This window comes from Puia dinghuensis, assembly GCF_014642875.1.
Taxonomy (GTDB): Bacteria; Bacteroidota; Bacteroidia; order Chitinophagales; family Chitinophagaceae; genus Puia; species Puia dinghuensis.
On record NZ_BMJC01000003.1, the window covers coordinates 297,348 to 316,408 of the forward strand.

Annotated in this window: 15 protein-coding genes; 9 read left to right on the top strand and 6 right to left on the bottom strand. The window is 53.2% G+C overall.

Features of this window, described 5'->3' with window-relative positions; translation table 11 throughout:
• Positions 1–6: 6 nt before the first annotated feature.
• Entirely contained in the window at positions 7–1,302 is a 1,296-nt protein-coding gene (locus IEY39_RS14605; RefSeq protein ID WP_188932796.1) for a retropepsin-like aspartic protease, read from the bottom strand.
• 143 nt (positions 1,303–1,445) lie between these two features.
• Between IEY39_RS14605 and IEY39_RS14610 the strand changes: the two genes are divergently transcribed.
• From IEY39_RS14610 to IEY39_RS14630, 5 genes are read left to right on the top strand one after another with little or no spacing between them, the layout of a single operon-like run.
• Positions 1,446–2,084 carry a hypothetical protein gene (locus IEY39_RS14610; protein ID WP_188932798.1) on the top strand — a complete coding sequence of 213 codons (639 nt, stop codon included), beginning with the start codon at positions 1,446–1,448 and terminating at the stop codon, positions 2,082–2,084.
• Between the two features lie 7 nt (positions 2,085–2,091).
• Positions 2,092–4,491 (top strand): tetratricopeptide repeat protein, encoded by a 2,400-nt coding sequence (locus IEY39_RS14615; protein WP_188932800.1) that lies wholly within the window; start codon positions 2,092–2,094, stop codon positions 4,489–4,491.
• 2 nt (positions 4,492–4,493) lie between these two features.
• The gene (locus tag IEY39_RS14620; RefSeq protein ID WP_188932802.1) at positions 4,494–7,004 is read left to right on the top strand and encodes a protein kinase domain-containing protein; all 2,511 of its coding nucleotides are present in this window, start codon (positions 4,494–4,496) and stop codon (positions 7,002–7,004) included.
• 18 nt (positions 7,005–7,022) lie between these two features.
• On the top strand, positions 7,023–7,883 hold the full coding sequence (locus IEY39_RS14625; RefSeq protein ID WP_188932804.1) for a hypothetical protein: 861 nt from the start codon (positions 7,023–7,025) through the stop codon (positions 7,881–7,883).
• 22 nt (positions 7,884–7,905) lie between these two features.
• Positions 7,906–8,733 (top strand): PP2C family protein-serine/threonine phosphatase, encoded by an 828-nt coding sequence (locus tag IEY39_RS14630; protein ID WP_188932806.1) that lies wholly within the window; start codon positions 7,906–7,908, stop codon positions 8,731–8,733.
• Between the two features lie 6 nt (positions 8,734–8,739).
• On the opposite strand, the gene IEY39_RS14635 is transcribed toward IEY39_RS14630, so the two are convergent.
• Both IEY39_RS14635 and IEY39_RS14640 read right to left on the bottom strand, forming a co-directional pair.
• Complete coding sequence (locus IEY39_RS14635; protein ID WP_188932808.1) at positions 8,740–9,783, bottom strand: BatD family protein; 1,044 nt, start codon at positions 9,781–9,783, stop codon at positions 8,740–8,742.
• Between the two features lie 28 nt (positions 9,784–9,811).
• Positions 9,812–10,576 carry a GLPGLI family protein gene (locus IEY39_RS14640; RefSeq protein WP_188932810.1) on the bottom strand — a complete coding sequence of 255 codons (765 nt, stop codon included), beginning with the start codon at positions 10,574–10,576 and terminating at the stop codon, positions 9,812–9,814.
• A 111-nt stretch (positions 10,577–10,687) separates the two neighbouring features.
• Here IEY39_RS14640 and IEY39_RS14645 point away from each other — a divergent pair, with 111 nt between their 5' ends.
• The 3 genes from IEY39_RS14645 to IEY39_RS14655 all read left to right on the top strand — a co-directional run bounded on the left by IEY39_RS14645 (position 10,688) and on the right by IEY39_RS14655 (position 15,767).
• On the top strand, positions 10,688–12,163 hold the full coding sequence (locus IEY39_RS14645) for a sensor histidine kinase (protein WP_188932812.1): 1,476 nt from the start codon (positions 10,688–10,690) through the stop codon (positions 12,161–12,163).
• On the top strand, positions 12,160–12,855 hold the full coding sequence (locus IEY39_RS14650; protein WP_188932814.1) for a response regulator transcription factor: 696 nt from the start codon (positions 12,160–12,162) through the stop codon (positions 12,853–12,855). The genes IEY39_RS14645 and IEY39_RS14650 overlap by 4 nt, the downstream gene beginning before the upstream one ends.
• A gap of 107 nt (positions 12,856–12,962) precedes the next feature.
• On the top strand, positions 12,963–15,767 hold the full coding sequence (locus tag IEY39_RS14655; RefSeq protein WP_188932817.1) for a TonB-dependent receptor: 2,805 nt from the start codon (positions 12,963–12,965) through the stop codon (positions 15,765–15,767).
• 3 nt (positions 15,768–15,770) lie between these two features.
• On the opposite strand, the gene IEY39_RS14660 is transcribed toward IEY39_RS14655, so the two are convergent.
• Both IEY39_RS14660 and IEY39_RS14665 read right to left on the bottom strand, forming a co-directional pair.
• A complete protein-coding gene (locus IEY39_RS14660) occupies positions 15,771–16,103 on the bottom strand; it encodes an ArsR/SmtB family transcription factor (protein ID WP_188932819.1) in 333 nt (110 codons plus the stop codon).
• Entirely contained in the window at positions 16,100–16,510 is a 411-nt protein-coding gene (locus IEY39_RS14665) for an SRPBCC family protein (RefSeq protein ID WP_188932821.1), read from the bottom strand. Before IEY39_RS14665 ends, IEY39_RS14660 begins: the two co-directional genes overlap by 4 nt.
• A gap of 171 nt (positions 16,511–16,681) precedes the next feature.
• Here IEY39_RS14665 and IEY39_RS14670 point away from each other — a divergent pair, with 171 nt between their 5' ends.
• Positions 16,682–17,944: an LVIVD repeat-containing protein gene (locus IEY39_RS14670; protein ID WP_188932823.1), complete on the top strand. Its 1,263-nt coding sequence runs from the start codon at positions 16,682–16,684 to the stop codon at positions 17,942–17,944.
• A 42-nt stretch (positions 17,945–17,986) separates the two neighbouring features.
• Here the strand turns inward: IEY39_RS14670 and IEY39_RS14675 are convergent, their stop codons facing one another.
• Positions 17,987–18,970: an NAD-dependent epimerase/dehydratase family protein gene (locus IEY39_RS14675; protein WP_188932825.1), complete on the bottom strand. Its 984-nt coding sequence runs from the start codon at positions 18,968–18,970 to the stop codon at positions 17,987–17,989.
• Positions 18,971–19,061: the final 91 nt, after the last annotated feature.

Genomic DNA, 19,061 nt, shown 5'->3' on the forward strand with positions numbered 1-19,061 from the left:
GGTCAATCACTTGAAATCGAGATACATCGACTCGAAGTTCAGGATCGTCTCGTCAAACGGGGCCATGATATCCTGGCCCATGTTGCCATAGAATTTTTGCCGGATATGGCCGATGGGCTGCTGCTGCACCGACACTTTTTTCAGGACGAGCGTTTTGCTGCCCACCGTGATGTGAACATCTTTTAACCAGAAGATATTTTGCCGGATCATGCCGCCGGCGCCACCGCTTTGCACCGAATCCGCCACGCCTTCCTGGCGCACGACTTTTTCAAACCGCCTGAAATAATTCTCATAAAAGTCTGTAGCGGAAGCCCCTGTATCGAATTGAAAGATGAGGGTGTCGGCGCCGACGACACAGGATACGATGGGGTCCAGGCCATCCATGCCGAGATTGCGGAGTTTGCCGGCGGCAGGCTGCGCCGGAATAAGCAGGGAGCCGGATTTTTGGATATGCACTTCGCGCAGCTGGGCGATGACGGGGTAGCCGACGATTAAATTCATCCGAAAGTCGATGGGGGCGATGTAGAGCACCTCGTCAGGCATCACCTGGAAGACAACATGTTGCACCAGGATGCCCCCCAGCCAGAGGCTGTCCGCCACGCCGAGTCCTACTTTGAAGGTGTTGCCGGTGGCGCCGCTGCCTTCCCTATAGGTAACGTTCAGCAGCCGGATGCCCAGTTTCTTTGCATATGTAGCAGAGATGCTGGAGATGTTGGCACGGGTGTCGAAGATGGACGAGACGACACTATCGTGGATGCGGACAGGGATCTCGATGAGGCCGACCTTGTCTTTTTGCCATGGGATAGTCGTGTTGCCGGAAATGGATGTCTGCTGGGCCGGGATGGATGCCAGTCCGCTGTCGATGAGGCTTTTATTGGCGATCTCATCGGCCGTAGTGCTGTCGATGACAGAACGATAACGCCCCAGGAGCATTTTGTCGGTACCGGCAGCATGGGCATATTGAAAGGTTTTGAAGTCATTGTCCTGTTGCAATTGGAGGAGGGTAGCCTTTGCGGAGTCGGTCAGCTGGGCGCCATATACATCGAGGAGGGTGGCGATGTCCTTGTTGGAAGCTTCATTTTTATTAAAGGCGTTGTCGACGAAGGCGAGGAACCAGGTTCTATTTTGCCCGGAGAGTCGGTCGGGGTCCGATGCCAGCAGGGTCCTTAATTTGAAGTATTCTTTATTCTCCAGGAGGGTTTGGGCCAATTTCTCTTTTTCGGGTGTTGTGGAGGTAAGACAGCCGAAGAAAAGGGGCAGGAGGCATAGGAATAAGCAGGCCTTGGTGCTGATGGCGGGCATAGGTTAAATTTGACACTATAATATACCAATAAACTGTGGTACATAAATTGTTTTAATACCTTAATTCCAATCTGTTAAAAGTCCAGTCCCCCGGACGCTCCGCATCCTTACGCCGTACCAATTATTCCAATTTTTGCCTGATTATGAACTGCTTAAAGTCGTTAACAGCAGCATGGGTATGCCTTCTTTTTTCGCCTCGTCTTCCCGCCCAGGAGATCAGCCATCCGGTGGGGAATTCCCGCGACAGTGTGGCGTGGGCCAGGGTGAGCGCACTGCTTGGGGAGGTATCCCGGAAGGAATTTGAGGACAAGGCGGAAAAAAAGACGGCTCAGTTTACCGACTACCTAAAGATCCTCTGTGATAAATCGGCCAGCTACGAACAGCTGGATAAGGCAGTGGCGCAGGCTATCACCTTATTTGTCAATGAGGACGCGGTGGTAGAGACCTCGTCGAACAACAGGAACACCATTTTGCGGCTAAGGATCAGGGACTATCTGAAGAAGGTGAAGCAAATACAGTATGATAAGATAGAGATCAAGTGGACACATGTCCAGTACGTGGGCGATTTGAAGCCAGCACCAGATGGGAATTTATATGGAACCGTCTCGTTCGAGCAGGAATTCAGGGGCTACCGGGACGGTAAACTGGTGTATAGCGATGTCACGTTGAAGCATGCCAATGTCGTACTAAAGACCTATAAGAAAACCTACGAGGGATCGACCCGGAAGATCTGGGATGTATTGTTATCCGACATAGGGGTTGAAGCTACAAAATCAATTTAATTCCTCCATGATCAAGACACCCTTGAATGCGATCGGTTATGTAGTAGTCCTGTCGGCAGGGCTGCTCCTTTTTTGCAGTGGACGCGCGGCTGCCCAGGATTCCCTTTCCACCAGGGATGCCTCCGAAATTCGCTACAAGGCCGAAAGGATAGTGGGTACCGAACTCAATGAATTGCTCAACGCCCTGTCAAGCACCGCGTATGAGACCCGGGAAGTAGCCGAAAGCATCACGGCCTCCTATTCCGTGAGCCGTAACCGCATCTTCCGCGACTCGCTTGTCCTGGTAGAACCCGATGTCAACCCGGCCATCCGAACCAGCGCCCAATCGGGGGACGAACCGGTAGAAAAGTATCTGAAGGATATCGATCTCATTTACAAAAAGAGCGATAGCCCGACCATCGAATTCAGCAATATCCGGTGCAGCCCGGTGAAAAAGAAGGAGCATCTCTATGTCAAGGTATATTTCAACTCCCGCTTCAAGGGCCGGAGTGTGGTGAATGACCAGGACTATGCCATTGTGAGCAGGATAGCAGAGCTAAAGGCTGAAAAAGATGACAATCAGTGGCATTTGTATATCGACCGGCTTGCCTTTTTTGATCCGGCCGATACGGCGGGGGATGTGGTGAATAATATCCCCATAAAAAAGGAGGCGGCGCCGGTGATCGGGGTCGTAGAAAAGAGTCCTGATACAGCAGCCGTGGCAAAGAGGCCCGTGGCCGTGGAGACGCCGTTCATGGTCAGGATGCGCACGCTGGAAAACAACCGGCAGTATAAGGAGGCGTTGAAGGAATATACGGAGGCGATAAGGAAAGAGCCTAAGAACCCGGATTATTATGTGGGGCGCGGCCGCTGTTATGAAAAAATGAGGGACAATGCGCGATCGATGGCCTTGGCGTTGAAGGATTATACCCAGGCGTATGATCTCGATCATAACCATCTTCCGGCGATAGGTTGCCGCGCAGACTTATATGCCCGGATGGGCAACTACTTCAGGGCGTTGGCCGATTATACGGTATACCTCACCATTGACAAGAGCGACATCACCATCTATGAGAAGAAATCGCAGATGCATGTCCTGTTGAAAATGCCTGCCGACGCCATCGCCGATCTCGACGAGGCGCTGCGGATCGACTCTTCGAATGCCCTGGCCCTTTTTTACCGCGGGCGTTGCGACCTCCTGCTCAACAAGCTGCCCGAGGCAGCGAAGGATTTTTCCCGGGCGCGGGAGCGTGGGCTGGACAGCGCTGACCGCAACGCCATTTCGGGGTATGCCGCAACTTATTATGAGCAGGCGGCACAGCGCTTTGTCAGTCATGGCACCGACTCCGCGATCGGCTATATCGATGAGGCAATAGCTATCGAGCCGGCTTCATCCTTATATCGATTTGCCAGGGGTAACTATTACTATTCCCTTGCCGATTATAAAGAGGCGATAGGCAGCTATGACCGGGCCATCGAATACAATCCTTCCAATATACCGGCGCTGTACAAACGGGGAATGGCGCATTTTGGGATCGCAGATAACAAGGAAGCGATCGTCAACTTCGAAGCCGTATTAAAACTCGATCCGCACCATATGTTTGCCGCCAAAGGCGAGGGGGATGCTTATCAGGCCCTGAAGGATTATACCAACGCGGCGATGGCGTATGAAAAGGCGCTGCGTATCGCAGGCAGCAGTAAACAGGGGGCTGACGCTGCCGTGCTGGCAGATATTTATAATTCGCTTGGACATTGTTATTTCGAACGGGGAGAGTATGAAAAGGCGGTGACCAACGGACGGAAAGCCATCGGCTACAACCGCAATTTTGGCGAGGCCTGGTTCAACAGGGGGTATGCTTATCACAAGCAGGGGAAACTATCGGAGGCGATAGACGATCTGAAAAAGGCGACCGCCCTCGATACCAAACGTCCCAGGTGGCATTATGTGCTGGGCCTCGTTTACCAGGAAAAGAAAGACTTTGGCAATGCCGTAGCGCAGTATGCCGCCTGTACACAGGAGGATGCCGGGCTTACCCTCCCCGGCGCTATCTACCGGCAGGGCTATTGTCAATACAGGATGCAGCATTATGCCGAAGCGCTGCCGTTGTATTCGCGAGCTTTACAGGTAGACACGGTGCAGGCGTCCTTCCCGATGGAGATGGGGATCGTCTGCCTCAACACGGGCAGGTATGACTCGGCCTATCTCTTTTGCCAAAGGGCCTGGCGGCAGGACAGTACGAATGGCTATACCGCCTATTGCATCGGTGCTTCTCTTTACTTGCAGGGTAAGGTGAATGAGTCGATGACCTGGTTCGGGAAGGCTTTCCGGAAAAAGACACCCGCAGCTGCCATAATAAAAAGAGACCAGCAGCTGGCAGCGCTTCGCGACGATAAAAAATTCAAAGAACTACTGAAAAAATACCTCTAATCATGCTATTATTCAACCGTTACAAGTATGATCCGGCCACCGATGCCATCGGCAAAGGTGAGTTTACGCGGGTGTACAAGGCAATGGACACGCAGATCTATCTGCCTGTGGCCGTAAAGATCTACCAGCCCACTGACCTCCCTTCAAAATTTGGGTTTGTGCAGGTGAATAAGTTTAAGGACCTCGATCATCCCAACATCTGCCGTTATCTGCATGTCGGGGAGATAACAAAAGACAGCGCGGCCGGCGACGAGGAGAAGTCGCAGGTGTGTGTGATGGAGCTGTTGCCGGATGGGAATTTTGCCACTTATTACCAGGCCCGTAAGCAGCCGGAGCTGTTGCGCAGGATGGTGCTGGATATCCTTTACGGATTGACATACCTGCACTCGCATCGTATCGTCCACCGGCGGCTGAAGCCTTCTAACCTGCTTGTCGGGGAGACCACACAGGGGCCGGTGGTGAAGATCACGGATTTTGGGCTGGGGTCGGGAAAGGCTTCGCTTAGGGATGCGCGAATGTCGTCGATGGTGATCGATGTGACGCGGATGGCGCCCGAGCAGCTCAATGCGCGCGAGTATGGCATCGATGGGAGTGTCTCGTATCATCTCGATTTCTGGGCGCTTGGATTGTCGGTCTATGAAGCGCTGACCAACAACGATGTCCTTTTCAAGAACCGGCCCGGGGACAGCCGGGAGCAGGTGATCAGGAATATCCTGTCGCCGAGGCTGCCGGAGAAGATACTGCGGTTGCAGGCGCCGTTTGATACGTTTGTGCTGCGTTGTCTGGCCAAGCATGCGGAGCACCGGCCGCAGAATACTCGCGAATTGCTCGAGTTGCTGGCTCAGCCGATCTTGGCGAAGCCGGTTGTGACGAGAGAGGAGACGGAGGTTGTGGAAGAAGCATCGGAACCTGTCGGGGAGGAGGCATTGGTGCCTGTTGTGGAGACGGATGCGCCGACCGGGGAGGTTTGGGCGGCGGTAGATGTGGCTGGGGCTCCGGTGGCGGCGGACACACCGGTGGTTATGGTGGCTCCAGTGGTTGCGAAGGTTGCGGAGCGAAGCAAAGAAAACCAGTCCCTGCTCAACCGGTATGAATACGATGCACGACGGTCCTTCATCGGCAGGGGCGGGTTCTCCCGGGTCTATAAGGCCTTTGATAAGAAGCTGGGCCGCTGGGTGGCGTTGAAGTTCTATAAGCCCGGGGAGTATGCCGACCGGTATAGTCCCATTGCGGAGATTCGCCGGGTGATCAACCTGGACCATCCCAACATCTGCCGCTACCTGGATATCGAGGAGATAACAAAAGAGACAATTTTGGGTGAGAAGGAGGTGACACAGATCTGTGTGATGGAACTGCTGGATGGCGGCAACCTGCTCCAATATTATACGGCGCACCCTTCGGCGGAAGTGTTGATAAAGCTGTTGAACGACGTATTGAAGGGGCTGGCCTATCTGCACCGCAACGGGATCATCCACCGGGACATCAAACCCGCGAATATCCTGATCAAGGAGGACAGTGGGGGTGCGGTGGCCAAGATCACGGATTTTGGGGTGAGCAAGTACTCGGATTCGATGACAACCAACAGTGCTGCGGCGCTTGTCGTTTCGATCCCCTATATGGCGCCCGAACAGCTGAATCCCAGGAAATATGGGATAGAGGAGAAGATATCCTACAACCTCGACCTGTGGGCGCTGGGGGTTACGATCTACGAGGTGATCACCGGCGATGTTTTGTTCAAGAACAGTGAGATCGACAGCAGCGAGGAGATCATGGCGAATATAATGGCGCCCGGGTTGCCCGACAAGATCGCAGCGTTGCCGCAACCTTTCCTCGAGATCGTGCAGCGCTGCCTGGTGAAGGATGCGCGGCAGCGGGTACAGCAGGCGGAGGAATTGATCGGCTGGTTCGAAAAACGGGCGGAAGACGCCGCACCGATGGCGGAAGAAGCCGCGCCGATAGTCGAAGAGGCGCAGCAAATGGAAACGGAGCCGGTGACGCTGATGGAGGCGTGGGAGAGAGGGGCTACCGTTGAGCTGGAGCTTGGGGAAGAGAAGAAGGTATACAAGCGATGGTCGACGGGATTACGCATCACGGTTATTTCGGCGACGTTGCTGCTGGCGATTGGCTTTTATATCAATTCGCAGAACCGGCGATGGACTGAGGTATTGAACCTCCAGCCGTTGAAGCCAGATTCGCCGCATATCGCCCTGCCTATGCGAACCGACCCCACCGTTAGCGCAACGAATGGAGAAAAGGCTGCCACACCGGGCCCGGTGAAGGCGGTTGCAAAATTCGTATTGCTGCTGAGCACACCCCGAACCTGTGCTATTCATATCAATGATGTACCCTTTGGGGTACTGGAGAGCGGCAAGAAGATGAGAGTGTATCTCGATGCGGGAGATTATTCCATCCAGGCGACAACCATCGGCAGCGATCCGGTGAAATTCAGCCGGCGGTTTGTCGTGCGACAGCAGGACCTCAACCATTCGAACAAGTACAGAATCCGGTTTTAGGAATACTATCCATTTATCATGAGCTATCTCCCGTTGAAGGTCATTGGTTGTTTGTCAATATTGCTGCTCTCATGGGCACTACCGGTGTACGCTCAGGTGTTTAGCAACGACGAAGGCGCGAGGGAAGCTGTTTTTGTGACGAAGGTGATGCAGTTGGATGAATTCATCCACCGATTCAACAATGACCCTAATTCGACCATTCGTCAATACTATCTTGCTCATCACCGGAAGTGGGACAAGAGCCGGGCGGAACTGATCCGCAGCTTATTCGATTATTCGCAGGACTGGAATGCGGCGCAGATGGACCTTTTTATCCGGCGGGCCACCGATGCGCACCGGCCGGATTCATTGCGTTTTTTCCAGGACAAGTGGTACGCCGAAGCGATCTGCAGTTTCCTGTATAATAATGAGCCGGTGGAAGCGACCCTGATACTTCGGTTACGGGTAAACCTGGATGGGACCGCTCAGTGGATGATAGCGGCCGTCAAACCGGATTTTACCATTTTCCTGGAATCGACGGCGCCGGTGGTACCCCTGGCCGAGAGAAAGTTACGCTTCATCCAGCCTGCGGCCAATGATACGTACTTTGCCGAGCTGGACCGGGATCTTGCCGACAAACGATATCTACCCGCTTTTTTCGATGAAGGGTTCTTCCGACGGCGGCATTCCGGCCGTTTCTACCAGGCGTTGTTGAACGACCGGATCAGGTTTGTCACTGTAAAAAAACTCAGATACCATTACCTGCAGGTGCACGACTGGATATTTACGGTAGACAATTATGAACGGGATACCAGGAATTCCGGCTGGCTGATCTCCAGCATCCGGCCAGCTACGAGGGCAGCGCGAATAGACTATGAAAAACGGTTGTTGGAAGAATGACCGGTAATCAAAAATATTTTGGATGATGCAGATCACGCAAATCGACTATCTCCACGAAGTGGGCGCCAAGAAAAAACAAGAAGACTATCTATGGCCCGTGCCTGGAAGAGCTTCGTCGCGCGATAAGGTCTTTATCGTTTGTGACGGCGTCGGGGGATTAGAGAGTGGGGAGGTGGCCAGCAAGATCGTTGCGGAGTATGTAGGGAAAGAGTTGCTGAAGATACCGCCATCCGAAGTGGAGCTGCCGTTGATCAACGGGTTGCTGGAGGCGGCGCGGTTGAAGCTGGTAGAGTACGCCACCTTGAAGAGTCTTAGTACGGATATGGCTACGACCTTTACGCTGTTGCAGCTGGTTAACGACCGGGCTTTTATCGCCTGGTGCGGAGATAGCCGGGTATATCATCTCCGGAAGAATAAGATCCTTTTCCGGACAGAAGATCATTCGTTGGTGGACTCGCTCTTCCGGAAGGGGGTGTTGACCGAAGAAGAAGCGCGAAGCCATCCACAGCGGAATTTACTGTTAAAAGCCGTTCGGGCAGACGAATTGTTGCCGGAAGCCGATGGACATTGGATCGGGGATATCCGGGAGGATGATCATTTCCTGCTTTGCACGGATGGGTTGCTGGAAAATATTTCGGATGCCGATCTGTTGTTCCTCCTGCATCAGCATGAGCTTGGCGAGAAAGACCTGGGGAAGGCTTTGGGACAATTCTGTCTCGACCGAACCTGGGACAATTATTCCATGTACCTGATCAGGGTGAGTCCGATGAGGACAGTTATGAAAGCCGGGATGTCCAAGGCCAGGCGCGGGATCCGGCGACTACGGACATGGCTGCGGGGTGGTGGCTAGAGAAATTCACGGGTTTTTATGGGCTGTTGTTTGGAGGATCAGGACGAGAGTGAGGATGGCTGCCAGGAGAAAGATGAGGATGGCTTGCGGCCACCAGGATGTAGGAGGGGTGGATGAATGGTGGGCCGTGGTTTTTGCTGTTGATCCAATCACCTGCAGCGGCAAACTGTCGGTATGGGCAATGTCATATTTTCCGGCGGCTGGGTCGAACCAGGTGAATGCTATGGTGGGGAATACGTATTGCCCCGGGTGAGACGCGGTGAAAGGGATGGCCACGATCTTCTTTCCCGACTGTGGGAAGGTGTTTTCGCGGAGTTGCCATCTCTCGACGGGTTCAAAATGCCGGAAGCCGGCAGGCCAGCGGATGGGTGGCAGGGTTAAGTTGCCGAAGCTGCCGGAGCCTTCTATTTCCATCAAAAGTGTATCGATCTCACCGGCTGCGAGCCAGTGGGTTGAAAGGAAAGTGTGTATGTGCCATTGTCCTACGGCGCCGGTGAAATCCGATGGTCTGCCGGCAGGGGGCAAGGGGCGCACATGGATAATCACTTTGTTGCTGCCAACCACACCCGAATAATGCCCGGGTCTGCCAGTGGCGTCGAGATACTTCACGTCATTGTTGACCAGCAGCGGGCCGATGGTATCGTCGCCGGGTTGCAAGGGGGTCACCAACACCTGCCAGATGGTGAAGCCGTCATACAGTTTGCGGCTTATTTCTTTTTCGGGAAGGGGCTCCTCCTTCTGCCCGCTTTCTTTTGCCGTGAAGCCAACCAGGGAGGGTTTGGCGGCAATGGTGGAGGTGCTTTGCAGGGCTGTATAGAGGCGATAGGTAAGTAGCAGCTGCTCGCCGGGATAACAGTAAGAACGATTAATGGTGGCGAGGATGAAGATGTTGTCCTTGATCTTTTTTCCGGCATTTTCGTTTGGGTCCAGGACGGAGACAACCGATGGATCATGGACGGGAAGGTCGTCAAAGGTATGCTGGGCAAAGGTGTTAAGGGGCCTGACGGCCCCTGCCAGGAAGATGTATAAGATTAGATTTCTCCAGCGCATGGAATTAATCAGGCAAACGCCGTGCCCGTCAATTGCGATCGATCCGGCGGCCCTGGGCATCGGGTGGACCGAATACCTCATCCCGCTTTTTCCGATAGTCCGCACGGCTAATGAGGTGGCCGCCTGAAGGGGCTTTGAGCTCGCGGTTGTCGACGTTGCTGCGTATCTCTTTTGCGCTGATGAGAATGCTCCCCTCGTCGATGTTTGCTTGAAGGATAGCGCCGGGCAGACCGCTGAATTGGTCGGGCCCGATGGGCAGCGGGATATCACTGGTGTACCAGGCCACCACTTTTTCTCCGCGTGGGGTGGTGAGCGTCGCCTTTTTACAGAGATGGTTAAGGATGGTGGTAGTGTCATCGGACAGCTTCCAGGGTTGCTGGGGAATAGTGTCGGTGATGATGTATTTTTTATCTGCAAGGATGGTCTCTTCGAGCAGCCGGCCGCTGCTGTAGTTGCGGTAGAAGGCTCCGTCGTCGCCGGGTCCTGTCATCCGGAAGATCACGTGCATACCGCCGGAATTGTTATCGAAGGGATCGGGTGCCTCGTCCTTTGGCATTGCCTTATACACAGAAATGCTGTCCTTGAACAGTAGTTCGTAGACAGTAGTCTGAAACTGCGGGATCATGGCCCTGTTCTGATCGTCCTTCGGCATGTGCCGGTAGACGTCGAGCTTTTTCTCGTAGACGATACTGCCCTGACGGGGTTGGGCCGGCGATGCGAGGGCGAGGGTTAGGCAGAGAAGAGGCAGCAGGACGCGGATGGAACTGGGTAGAAGAGCGGCGGCTTTTTTCATGTTTATTGCTTTGGTTCAAAATTATCCTGTGAGGCCGTTAAGGAAGCTTGATTTAAGGTTAATTAAGGTTAATGGATGATTTTAGCGGTGTTGCGGCCGTATCTTTACCGGATGGTGAAGCGATCGGGAAAGTTAAAGCTATCCGCCTTTCTGATGATCATGACGATCGTCCTGGTTGCGGCTTTCCAGGGGTACTGGCTACGGAAGCTGTATACCGAGGAATGGAACACCCTGAAGAAGGAAACGAATGTAGCCTTCCGCGACGTCGTGTATACCTTGCAGATGCAGCGATTCCGAAAAAATGCGGCCTTCCTTAAAAAGGATACAGCCTTCTTTAGAACGGGAGTTGGCAACAATCTTTTTATGATGAATGTGCTGGATAGTGTCATACAGCTAAAGGACTCGGCGCCGGGGAGTGTCACGCGACGGGATAAGCAGCGGTTCGCTATTTCGATACAAGCCGAAGACCGGAATGACGGTCGCTTTCCGCTGCCTGGTGTGAGCGATGTGCTTCCGCCGAGGCCGGATAGCGAACTGCCGCTGGTGATCCGTTACCTGTCGTCTAAGGATTCGGCCACTCCGCCGTTGTCCATCGGAGAAATAGACAGCGCCTATAAAAAGGAACTGCTCCGGAACAATATCACCGTTCCCTATGTCCTGCAACGGATAGCAGGGAAGGAAGCCGACCTGGAGCGGCCGATAAGCGCCGACGAACTAAAGACCGGTTTTCTTCTTGTAGGACTGTCCAATGCCTATGCCTACCAGGCTACTTTTTCGAGCCCTGCAGTCTATATCCTCGACAAAGTTCGACTGCCCATAATAGTTGGTATTCTGTTGCTGACGTTTACAACGGTGTCCCTTGTCTTCCTCTACCGCAACCTTGTGCAGCAACGGCAGATAGCCGTCATCAAAAACGAATTCATCAGCAATATGACGCACGAGCTGAAGACACCGATTTCCACAGTGACGGTTGCGGTGGAAGCGCTGCGGCATTTTGGGGCGTTGGACGACCGGGAGCGGGCAAAGGAGTATCTCGACATCTCCGCCTTGGAACTACAGCGGTTGTCCTTGCTGGTCGATAAGGTTCTGAAGCTATCGCTTTTTGAGAACAGGCAGATAGAGCTTAAACCCGAACGCATCGACCTGCCTGCGCTTGCGGCGGAAGTAATGGCCAGTATGAAGCTGTCACTGGAGAAAGCGGGGGCCGTCGCGCAGCTGACCTGCAGTGGAGAAGGGCTTTTTGTCCTGGCGGACAGGATGCACTTGGGCAGCGTGATCAGCAACCTGCTTGACAATGCTATTAAGTATAGCCGCGAACGCCCCATGCTGTCAATACACCTGGCTCGTGAGGGACAGGATGTCCGGATTTCCGTCGCAGATAACGGTATCGGCATCCCGGCGGCGTACCGGGAGAAGATATTTGAGAAATTCTTCCGGGTGCCTTCGGGTGATCATCACAATATAAAGGGCTATGGATTAGGACTTAGTTACGTCCATCATATTATCACCCGGCATGAAGGGCATATTACGGTTGAAAGCAAGGAGGGCCGGGGCAGCACATTCACCATTCAACTACCAGCGGCATGAGCAGGATCAAAGTATTATACGCTGAAGACGAGATCTTCCTTGGGAAGATCGTAAAAGAGACGCTGGAGAGCCGGGGGTTCGAAGTGCTGATGGAGACCAACGGCGCCAGGGTGCTCGCGGCCTTCGAGAATGGAATGCCGGACATTTGTGTGCTTGACATCATGCTGCCCGACAGAAATGGGTTTGAGGTGGCGGAGGCGATCCGCGCCCGGAATGATGATGTCCCGATCATCTTTCTTACCGCCAAGACGCAGACGGACGACCTGGTAAGAGGTTTTCGAACAGGGGGCAATGACTATATCCGTAAGCCCTTCAGCATGGAAGAACTGATCGTGCGCATCGAAAATTGTTTGCGGGTGCGGAAGGACGCTTCGCCGGCAGCCGGTCCATTGCCGCAGAGTCTGATGATCGGCAATTTTGTCTTTCATCTCAACCGGCAGGTGTTGACCGGTGGCGAAGTCGAGCGCAAACTATCTTATCGCGAAAGCGAGTTGTTACGGCAGCTTTGGCTCCATCGGGACCACGTCATTGCACGGGAAGATATTTTGCAGGCCATCTGGGGGAATGATTCGTTTTTGAACAGCCGCAACCTGGATGTGTATATTACCAAGCTGCGGAGTTATCTGAAGGCAGACGAGCGGGTGGAGATACTTACGATAAAAGGGATTGGGTATAGATTTGTGTTACCGTGAGGGCGAGGCGATCAGCCGCGCCGGATTTTAACCTTGCTTAACTTTTCACCCACCTTGATAAACCCGGCTTGCTTCGGGGCCTTGCTACTTTTGGACAAAAGTGTCCTATGTCCAAAAATCTACTGTTATTGTTCTTTTTCTTTGGTGTCCGGTTTGCCTTTTCGCAAGATGGTGTGATCAGCGGCCGGGTAATAGACAGCGCTTCGGGTAAGGGATTGGCGTATGCCACCGTTTCGCTTGTAAAGGCCGCCGACAGCGTCCTCGTCGTTTTTGCGGTTGCGGATAGCAGTGGGGCTTTCAGGCTTAGCCGTGCCTCGGGTGGTCCTTTCCTTCTCTCGTTATCCTATGCCGGGTATGTACCCTTGTGGACACCCGTGCCGGCTTTTTCAGGGCTGTATGCGGCGGGAACGATCAGGCTCGTGCCCGTCGGGATGCAGGATGTGAATGTTATCGCCAGGCGGCCACCGGTGGAGATGAATAACGACACGCTGGAATTCAACAGCGAGAACTTCAAGACCCAGCCCAACGCCGTAGTGGAAGACCTGTTGCGGAAAATGCCAGGGGTGACGATAGAAAGTGATGGCACCGTCAAGGTGAATGGGCAGACGGTGCGCCGGGTGCTGGTCAACGGGAAGGAGTTCTTTACGGGAGATGTGAAGATGGCGACGAAAAATTTGAACGCCGATGCCGTAGATAAGGTGCAGGTGTACGACAGGAAGAGCGACCAGGCGAGTTTTACGGGGGTGGATGATGGTAACAGTGAAAAGACGATCAATTTGCAATTGAAGAAGAACCGTAACAACGCGTTGTTTGGAAAGGTGACGGCTTCGGGCGGTAGCGGAGCTTCCGATGCACAGACCAATATCAATCACTTCAAGGGCGATGAGCAGGTATCGCTGCTGGCCATGGGCAATAACACCAACCGCCAGGGATTCTCGTTTATGGATGTGCTGAACTTTACAGGCGCACTTGCCCAGGGGATGCGGAATGGCGGCGGAGGGATCCATATCCAGGCGGGTGACCCGGGCAATAACGACGGGCTACCGGTAACCGGGCTTGGCCAGGATCAGCAGGGTGTGGCGACAACGATAGCCGGTGGTTTGAATTATAACAATACCTGGGACAGGGGCCGGACCAGCCTGAATACGAATTATACGATGAGTCATATCCGGCTGCTTACCGACAAGGAGTCGGCTACTCAGAACCTGTTACCGGGAAATACCTACACAACGCTGGATAGTGCCCATACGGTGCATAGCGTGACACAGGAAAGGTTGAATGTTATCCTCGATCAGCAGCTGGACTCTTCGTTCTCTTTTCGATTGACCCCTTCCCTAACCGTTCAGCATACAAACAAAAATGCGCTTTCCTCCTATCTTAGTTCTCTGCCGGACGGGACGCTGTTGAACAATGGATATAACAACGTACAGACCTTGCCGGCAGCGGTTAATGTTACATCAGATGCGCTGATCAGGAAGAAGCTGGCCAAAAAAGGCAGAACGGTGTCGGGAGATTTCAACATCACCTATAATCATAGCACGAGCACCGGCAACCAGCTTTCCGACAATCGCTTTTACGAGTCCGGCGGAACAGCCGATTCGGCTATAAACCAGTATGCGACAAGGGATGCCGTTACGCGGAGTGTAGGTGGCAATATTACCTATACCGAGCCGATAGGCCGGCGGTCGCTGATGGCATTCAGCGGGTTCTACAACTCGAATACCGGCAGCAGCACCAGGCAGACCTTTGACTTCGACCCGGGCACGGGCAAACATGATCACCGGGATACCGTGCTGAGTAACGACTTCAGCAGCGACTATCGCTATTCGGGCGGCGGGCTTAGTTTCAGGAGCAACCAGGGGAAGCTGACCCTTACGGCAGGCGCCACGGTCCAGGCTGCAATGCTTAGCGCCATGGATAATTCCAACGGAAAGACGATACGCCAGTCCTTTACCGATGTGTTGCCGAATGCCGTGTTGCAATACGCTTTCACCCGGGCGAAAAACCTGCGGCTGGATTATTCGACCTATACGACCCAGCCCAGTGTCATCCAGCTGCAGCCCGTAGCCGACCTCAGCGATCCGCTGAATATCCGCACCGGCAACCCCGGGCTTAAGCGTACCTATCGTCACCAGGCGTCCATCGCTTTTCTCGCCGCCAGTCCCGGCAGGCGAACCAACCTGATGACGATGGTGAGTTATACGGCATCCGCCAATGCCATCGTGGAGAGCGATTCGGTGAGTCCCGCCGGGGCGAAGGTAATCACGCCGGTGAACACGGATGGGGTTAGGAATCTGGTGGCCGATGTCAACCTGGGCTTCCCATTGCGGAAGTTATCCTCGCGGCTGGAGATAGGAAGCTATTTTTCCTATGGGCAGAATATTTCCTTTTTAAATGGGGCGCGGAACAGGATCACCTCGACAACGGTTGGGCCCCGGTTCTCCTTTAGCTTCAACCGGGACGATCGCCTCGACGTAGAGCTGACGGCGTCGATCTCGTTGAATACCGGTGAGTATTCCTTACAACCGGCATTGAACACCAACTACATGCGGCAGAATTATGGGGTGAATTCGACCTGGTACCTGCCGTGGCGGTTGTCGCTGCACAATGAATTTAATATCCTGTTCAATACCGGGCGGACGAATGGGTATAATACTACGACCCCTTTGTGGAATGCTTCGCTTGCGAAGAATGTTTTGCGGAACGATCGTGGCGAGATCAAGTTCAGTATAATGGACCTGCTCGACCGGAATACGGGAATTTCGCGGAGCATCAACCAGGGAAGTATCGTGGATGAGCAATATAACGTGTTGCGCCGGTATTTTTTACTGGGCTTTACGTATAGTTTGAATAAGGCAGGGTTACGGACTAAGGGCGGGCCGAAGATAGATGTGAGGAGGATTGGGCAGTAATGATCATCTCATCTTGTTTTTTGCCTTGTTGTTCAAAATTGTTTCCAGTTTTTTCAGTTTGTTTGTCCAGAACTTATCAAAAGAGTTGATGAACTCCTGCAATTCATTAAAGCCGTCCTGCTTTAGCGTGCAATGGCGTTCTCTGCCGATGTCCGTGATAGAAATGAAGCCTGCATTGTACATCATTTTTATGTGTTTGGAAACCGCAGGACGGCTCATATCGAAGTTTTCCGCCAGGGCGTTTATCGTCATGCTGTCTTTTGAAAGCAGCTGCAACATTTGTCTCCGGCTGGGGTCGGCAATTACCTGGAAAACGTCAAGGGTTTGTGCGGTCATGATTCGACGGTGTTTAATAGTTCTTCTAATTGCTTTGCGCAGGCGATCCATCCCTTGTCGTGACCATCAAGGTCTTCCAATGCGGTGAAACCATTATGCACCAGTTGCAATTCCGTTCCGTTCGGTTTCGGAACAAGTGTCCACACGACTTTTGAGTTAAACGGCTTATCGTCTTTGAGTGATCTTTTTTGCCAGGAAAAGGAAAGTCTGGTGAATGGCACTACTTCCAGGACTTCGCAATAAGAATCGTTACAGTATGGACTGACGAAGCGGAATTTGTGTCCTACTGTTGGTTGGAAATCTGTTTTCCCGAGCCATTGTTCCAATAGATCGGGTTTGGTAAGATATTCCCAAACCTCTTGTGGAGGTTGAGGGAATGACCATGTTTGTTTGATCTCGTTTTGCATATTGTGTAACTTTTTAGTTACCTAAAGTTATAGGTAATTTTTAAGTTACGCAAATTTTTCTGAGATTTTAATGCCTTTACCCTGCGCTCACTTCCCAAGACAGCGTAAATATATCCGGTTTGATGCAACGGTTATTTCGCGCCCGTTGTCAAAGAACCAAACCTGCCTACGATGAAAAAGACTGTCTCGTTAGGCCATTGCTGTCTGATTGCAGCAATTGCCATTCCCTTGCTCTTTAACGGCTGTGACAAGAAATCCAACAGCATAAGAATGATAATCTCCCGGCCGGTGTATTCGGACAAATCCCGGATACTGGCCGCTATCAACGGCAACCCGGCAGAAAAGATCGACTCCGCCGGTAAGATCTACATAAAGGATCAATACATCTTCCTCAGCGAGCCCAATAAAGGCATTTTTATTATTGATAACAGTGATCCCCGGCATCCCCGACATATTGCCTTCCTGTCCATCCCGGGCAATATGGACATAGCTGTCAAAGGGAACATTCTCTATGCAGACATGTACCAGGACCTGCTGGCCATCGATATTTCCGATCCTCACCACGTGAGCATCGTCAGCCAGCTGCCGGGATTTTTTTCCGGCCGGCGATGGGTTAACGGTTATAACACTCCTGATGGTATGATAATAACGGGTTGGATAACCAAGGATACCCTGGTATCCGTCAACCGCACCGGAGGATACCTCAGTCCCGGCGGCATTATGGGGGGCCCGATTGCCTATTCTGCCTCAGCCAGCACTACTTCTGCTACCGGCACACAAGGCTCTATGGCCTCAATGGTATTGATCAATAATTATCTCTATGCTATCGCCGAACGACATTCGCTTGGAGTGGCCAATGTAAGCAACCCTTCCGCGCTTTCTTCTTCTCAACAAATGTATGCCGGGTACGACCTGGAGACCATCTATCCCTTCCGGGATAAATTATTCCTGGGCTCAGCTGAAGGAGTGTTCATTTATGATATAAGCAACCCGGCCAAGCCGGTGGAAATAGGCGAATTCACCCATGGCCGGGCCTGTGACCCGGTGGTAGTAGACAGCAGCTATGCCTATGTCACCCTCCATGCCGGTACTTCCTGCGGAGGATCCAGCAACGAGCTGGATATAGTCAGCATCCGGCAGCTTCCTCAGACACAAATGCTCAAGACCTACCCCATGACAAAACCGATGGGGCTTTGCAAGGACGGCGATCTTCTCTTCGTATGCGATGGCAGCGATGGGGTGAAGATATATAACGCCAAGGACCCTGCCAACCTGCAGTTGCTGACGAAGGCAGGTCAGGGTCAGGCTTATGATGTGATCGCTTCCGCCGGGCGGTTGTTGATAGTGGAAGATAATGGGTTATATCAGTATGACTATAGCAATATCAGCAATATCGGGTTGCTGAGCTTTATTCCGGTTCCCTATCCACGGTGAGGGTAGGCGGGTGCATGGCTTGCCTGATTTGCAGCGGGGTCATTAGTGCACGGGATACGGGCCCTCCGTGAATTCTTCTTCATGATATCCCTTGGAGCCGATGAGCTGGGCGAGGGGGCTTTGCATCGAACCGCCGGTGCGGAGACGGGCGAGAAGGCTGCCAAAGTCGTGGCGAGGCTGCCAGCCCAGTTCGGTGCGGGCGAGGGTGTTGTCATAGACCCGATCGATGGCGTGGAACATTTTCCAGCCGCGCTCGCGATAGACCTCTTCATACTCAGGGAAGAGGCGTTTTACCACCATGGGCGCGTCGGTGCGGAGCAGGGCGGCGTCCGCAGGAGAGAAGGGGGTTGTCGCGCTGATAATATATTTTCCAAAACCAATTTCGGGGGCTTTCTCTGCCGCGACAAGGAGGGCGCTGACGGTGTCTTCGATGTCCACACGGCGGAAGAGGTATTCATTTGCTTTCAGGTTGTCGCTGCTAAATTGCTCCCGCATCTTCTGATTGTCGTCGTCCTCGGGGAAGAAGCGGGAGGTCCGCAGTACGATACAAGGGAGCTTGAAATTCCGATAGTACAACTGGCAGAGATTTTCGGCAGCTTCCTTCGTCACCCCATAGATATTTTTTGGGATGCTCCGCGTGCCCTCGGTGACCCATTCGGCGGGAGAACCTACGGGTGGGATCAGTGCATCGCCGAAGGCGCTGGTGGTGCTGGTAAAGACAAAACGCTTTACCCCGGCGGCAACGGCCTCCTCCAGAAGAAGGAGGGTGCCGGTGATGTTGGTGTCGACAAACTGCTGCGGGCTGTGGGTCGCGACATGGGGTTTATGCAGGGTAGCAGTATGATAAACAGTATCCACACCGGCGAGACAGGCACGGACAACTTCACGATCGGTAATGGTGCCGACAAAGTGTGTAAAGGGCGAGTCCTGGATGTCGAGGCCGAGTACGGGTTGCCCGACACTTTGGAGCGATCGGACCATGGCTTCTCCGAGATGACCGGCACTGCCGGTGACGAGTGCTTTCATAAGGGATGAAGGTAAGAATTATTGCCTTTGTACCATCTTGTACGGAGATGTACAAGTGGTGGTTCGGGGGTCTGCGATTTTTGGTTGAATT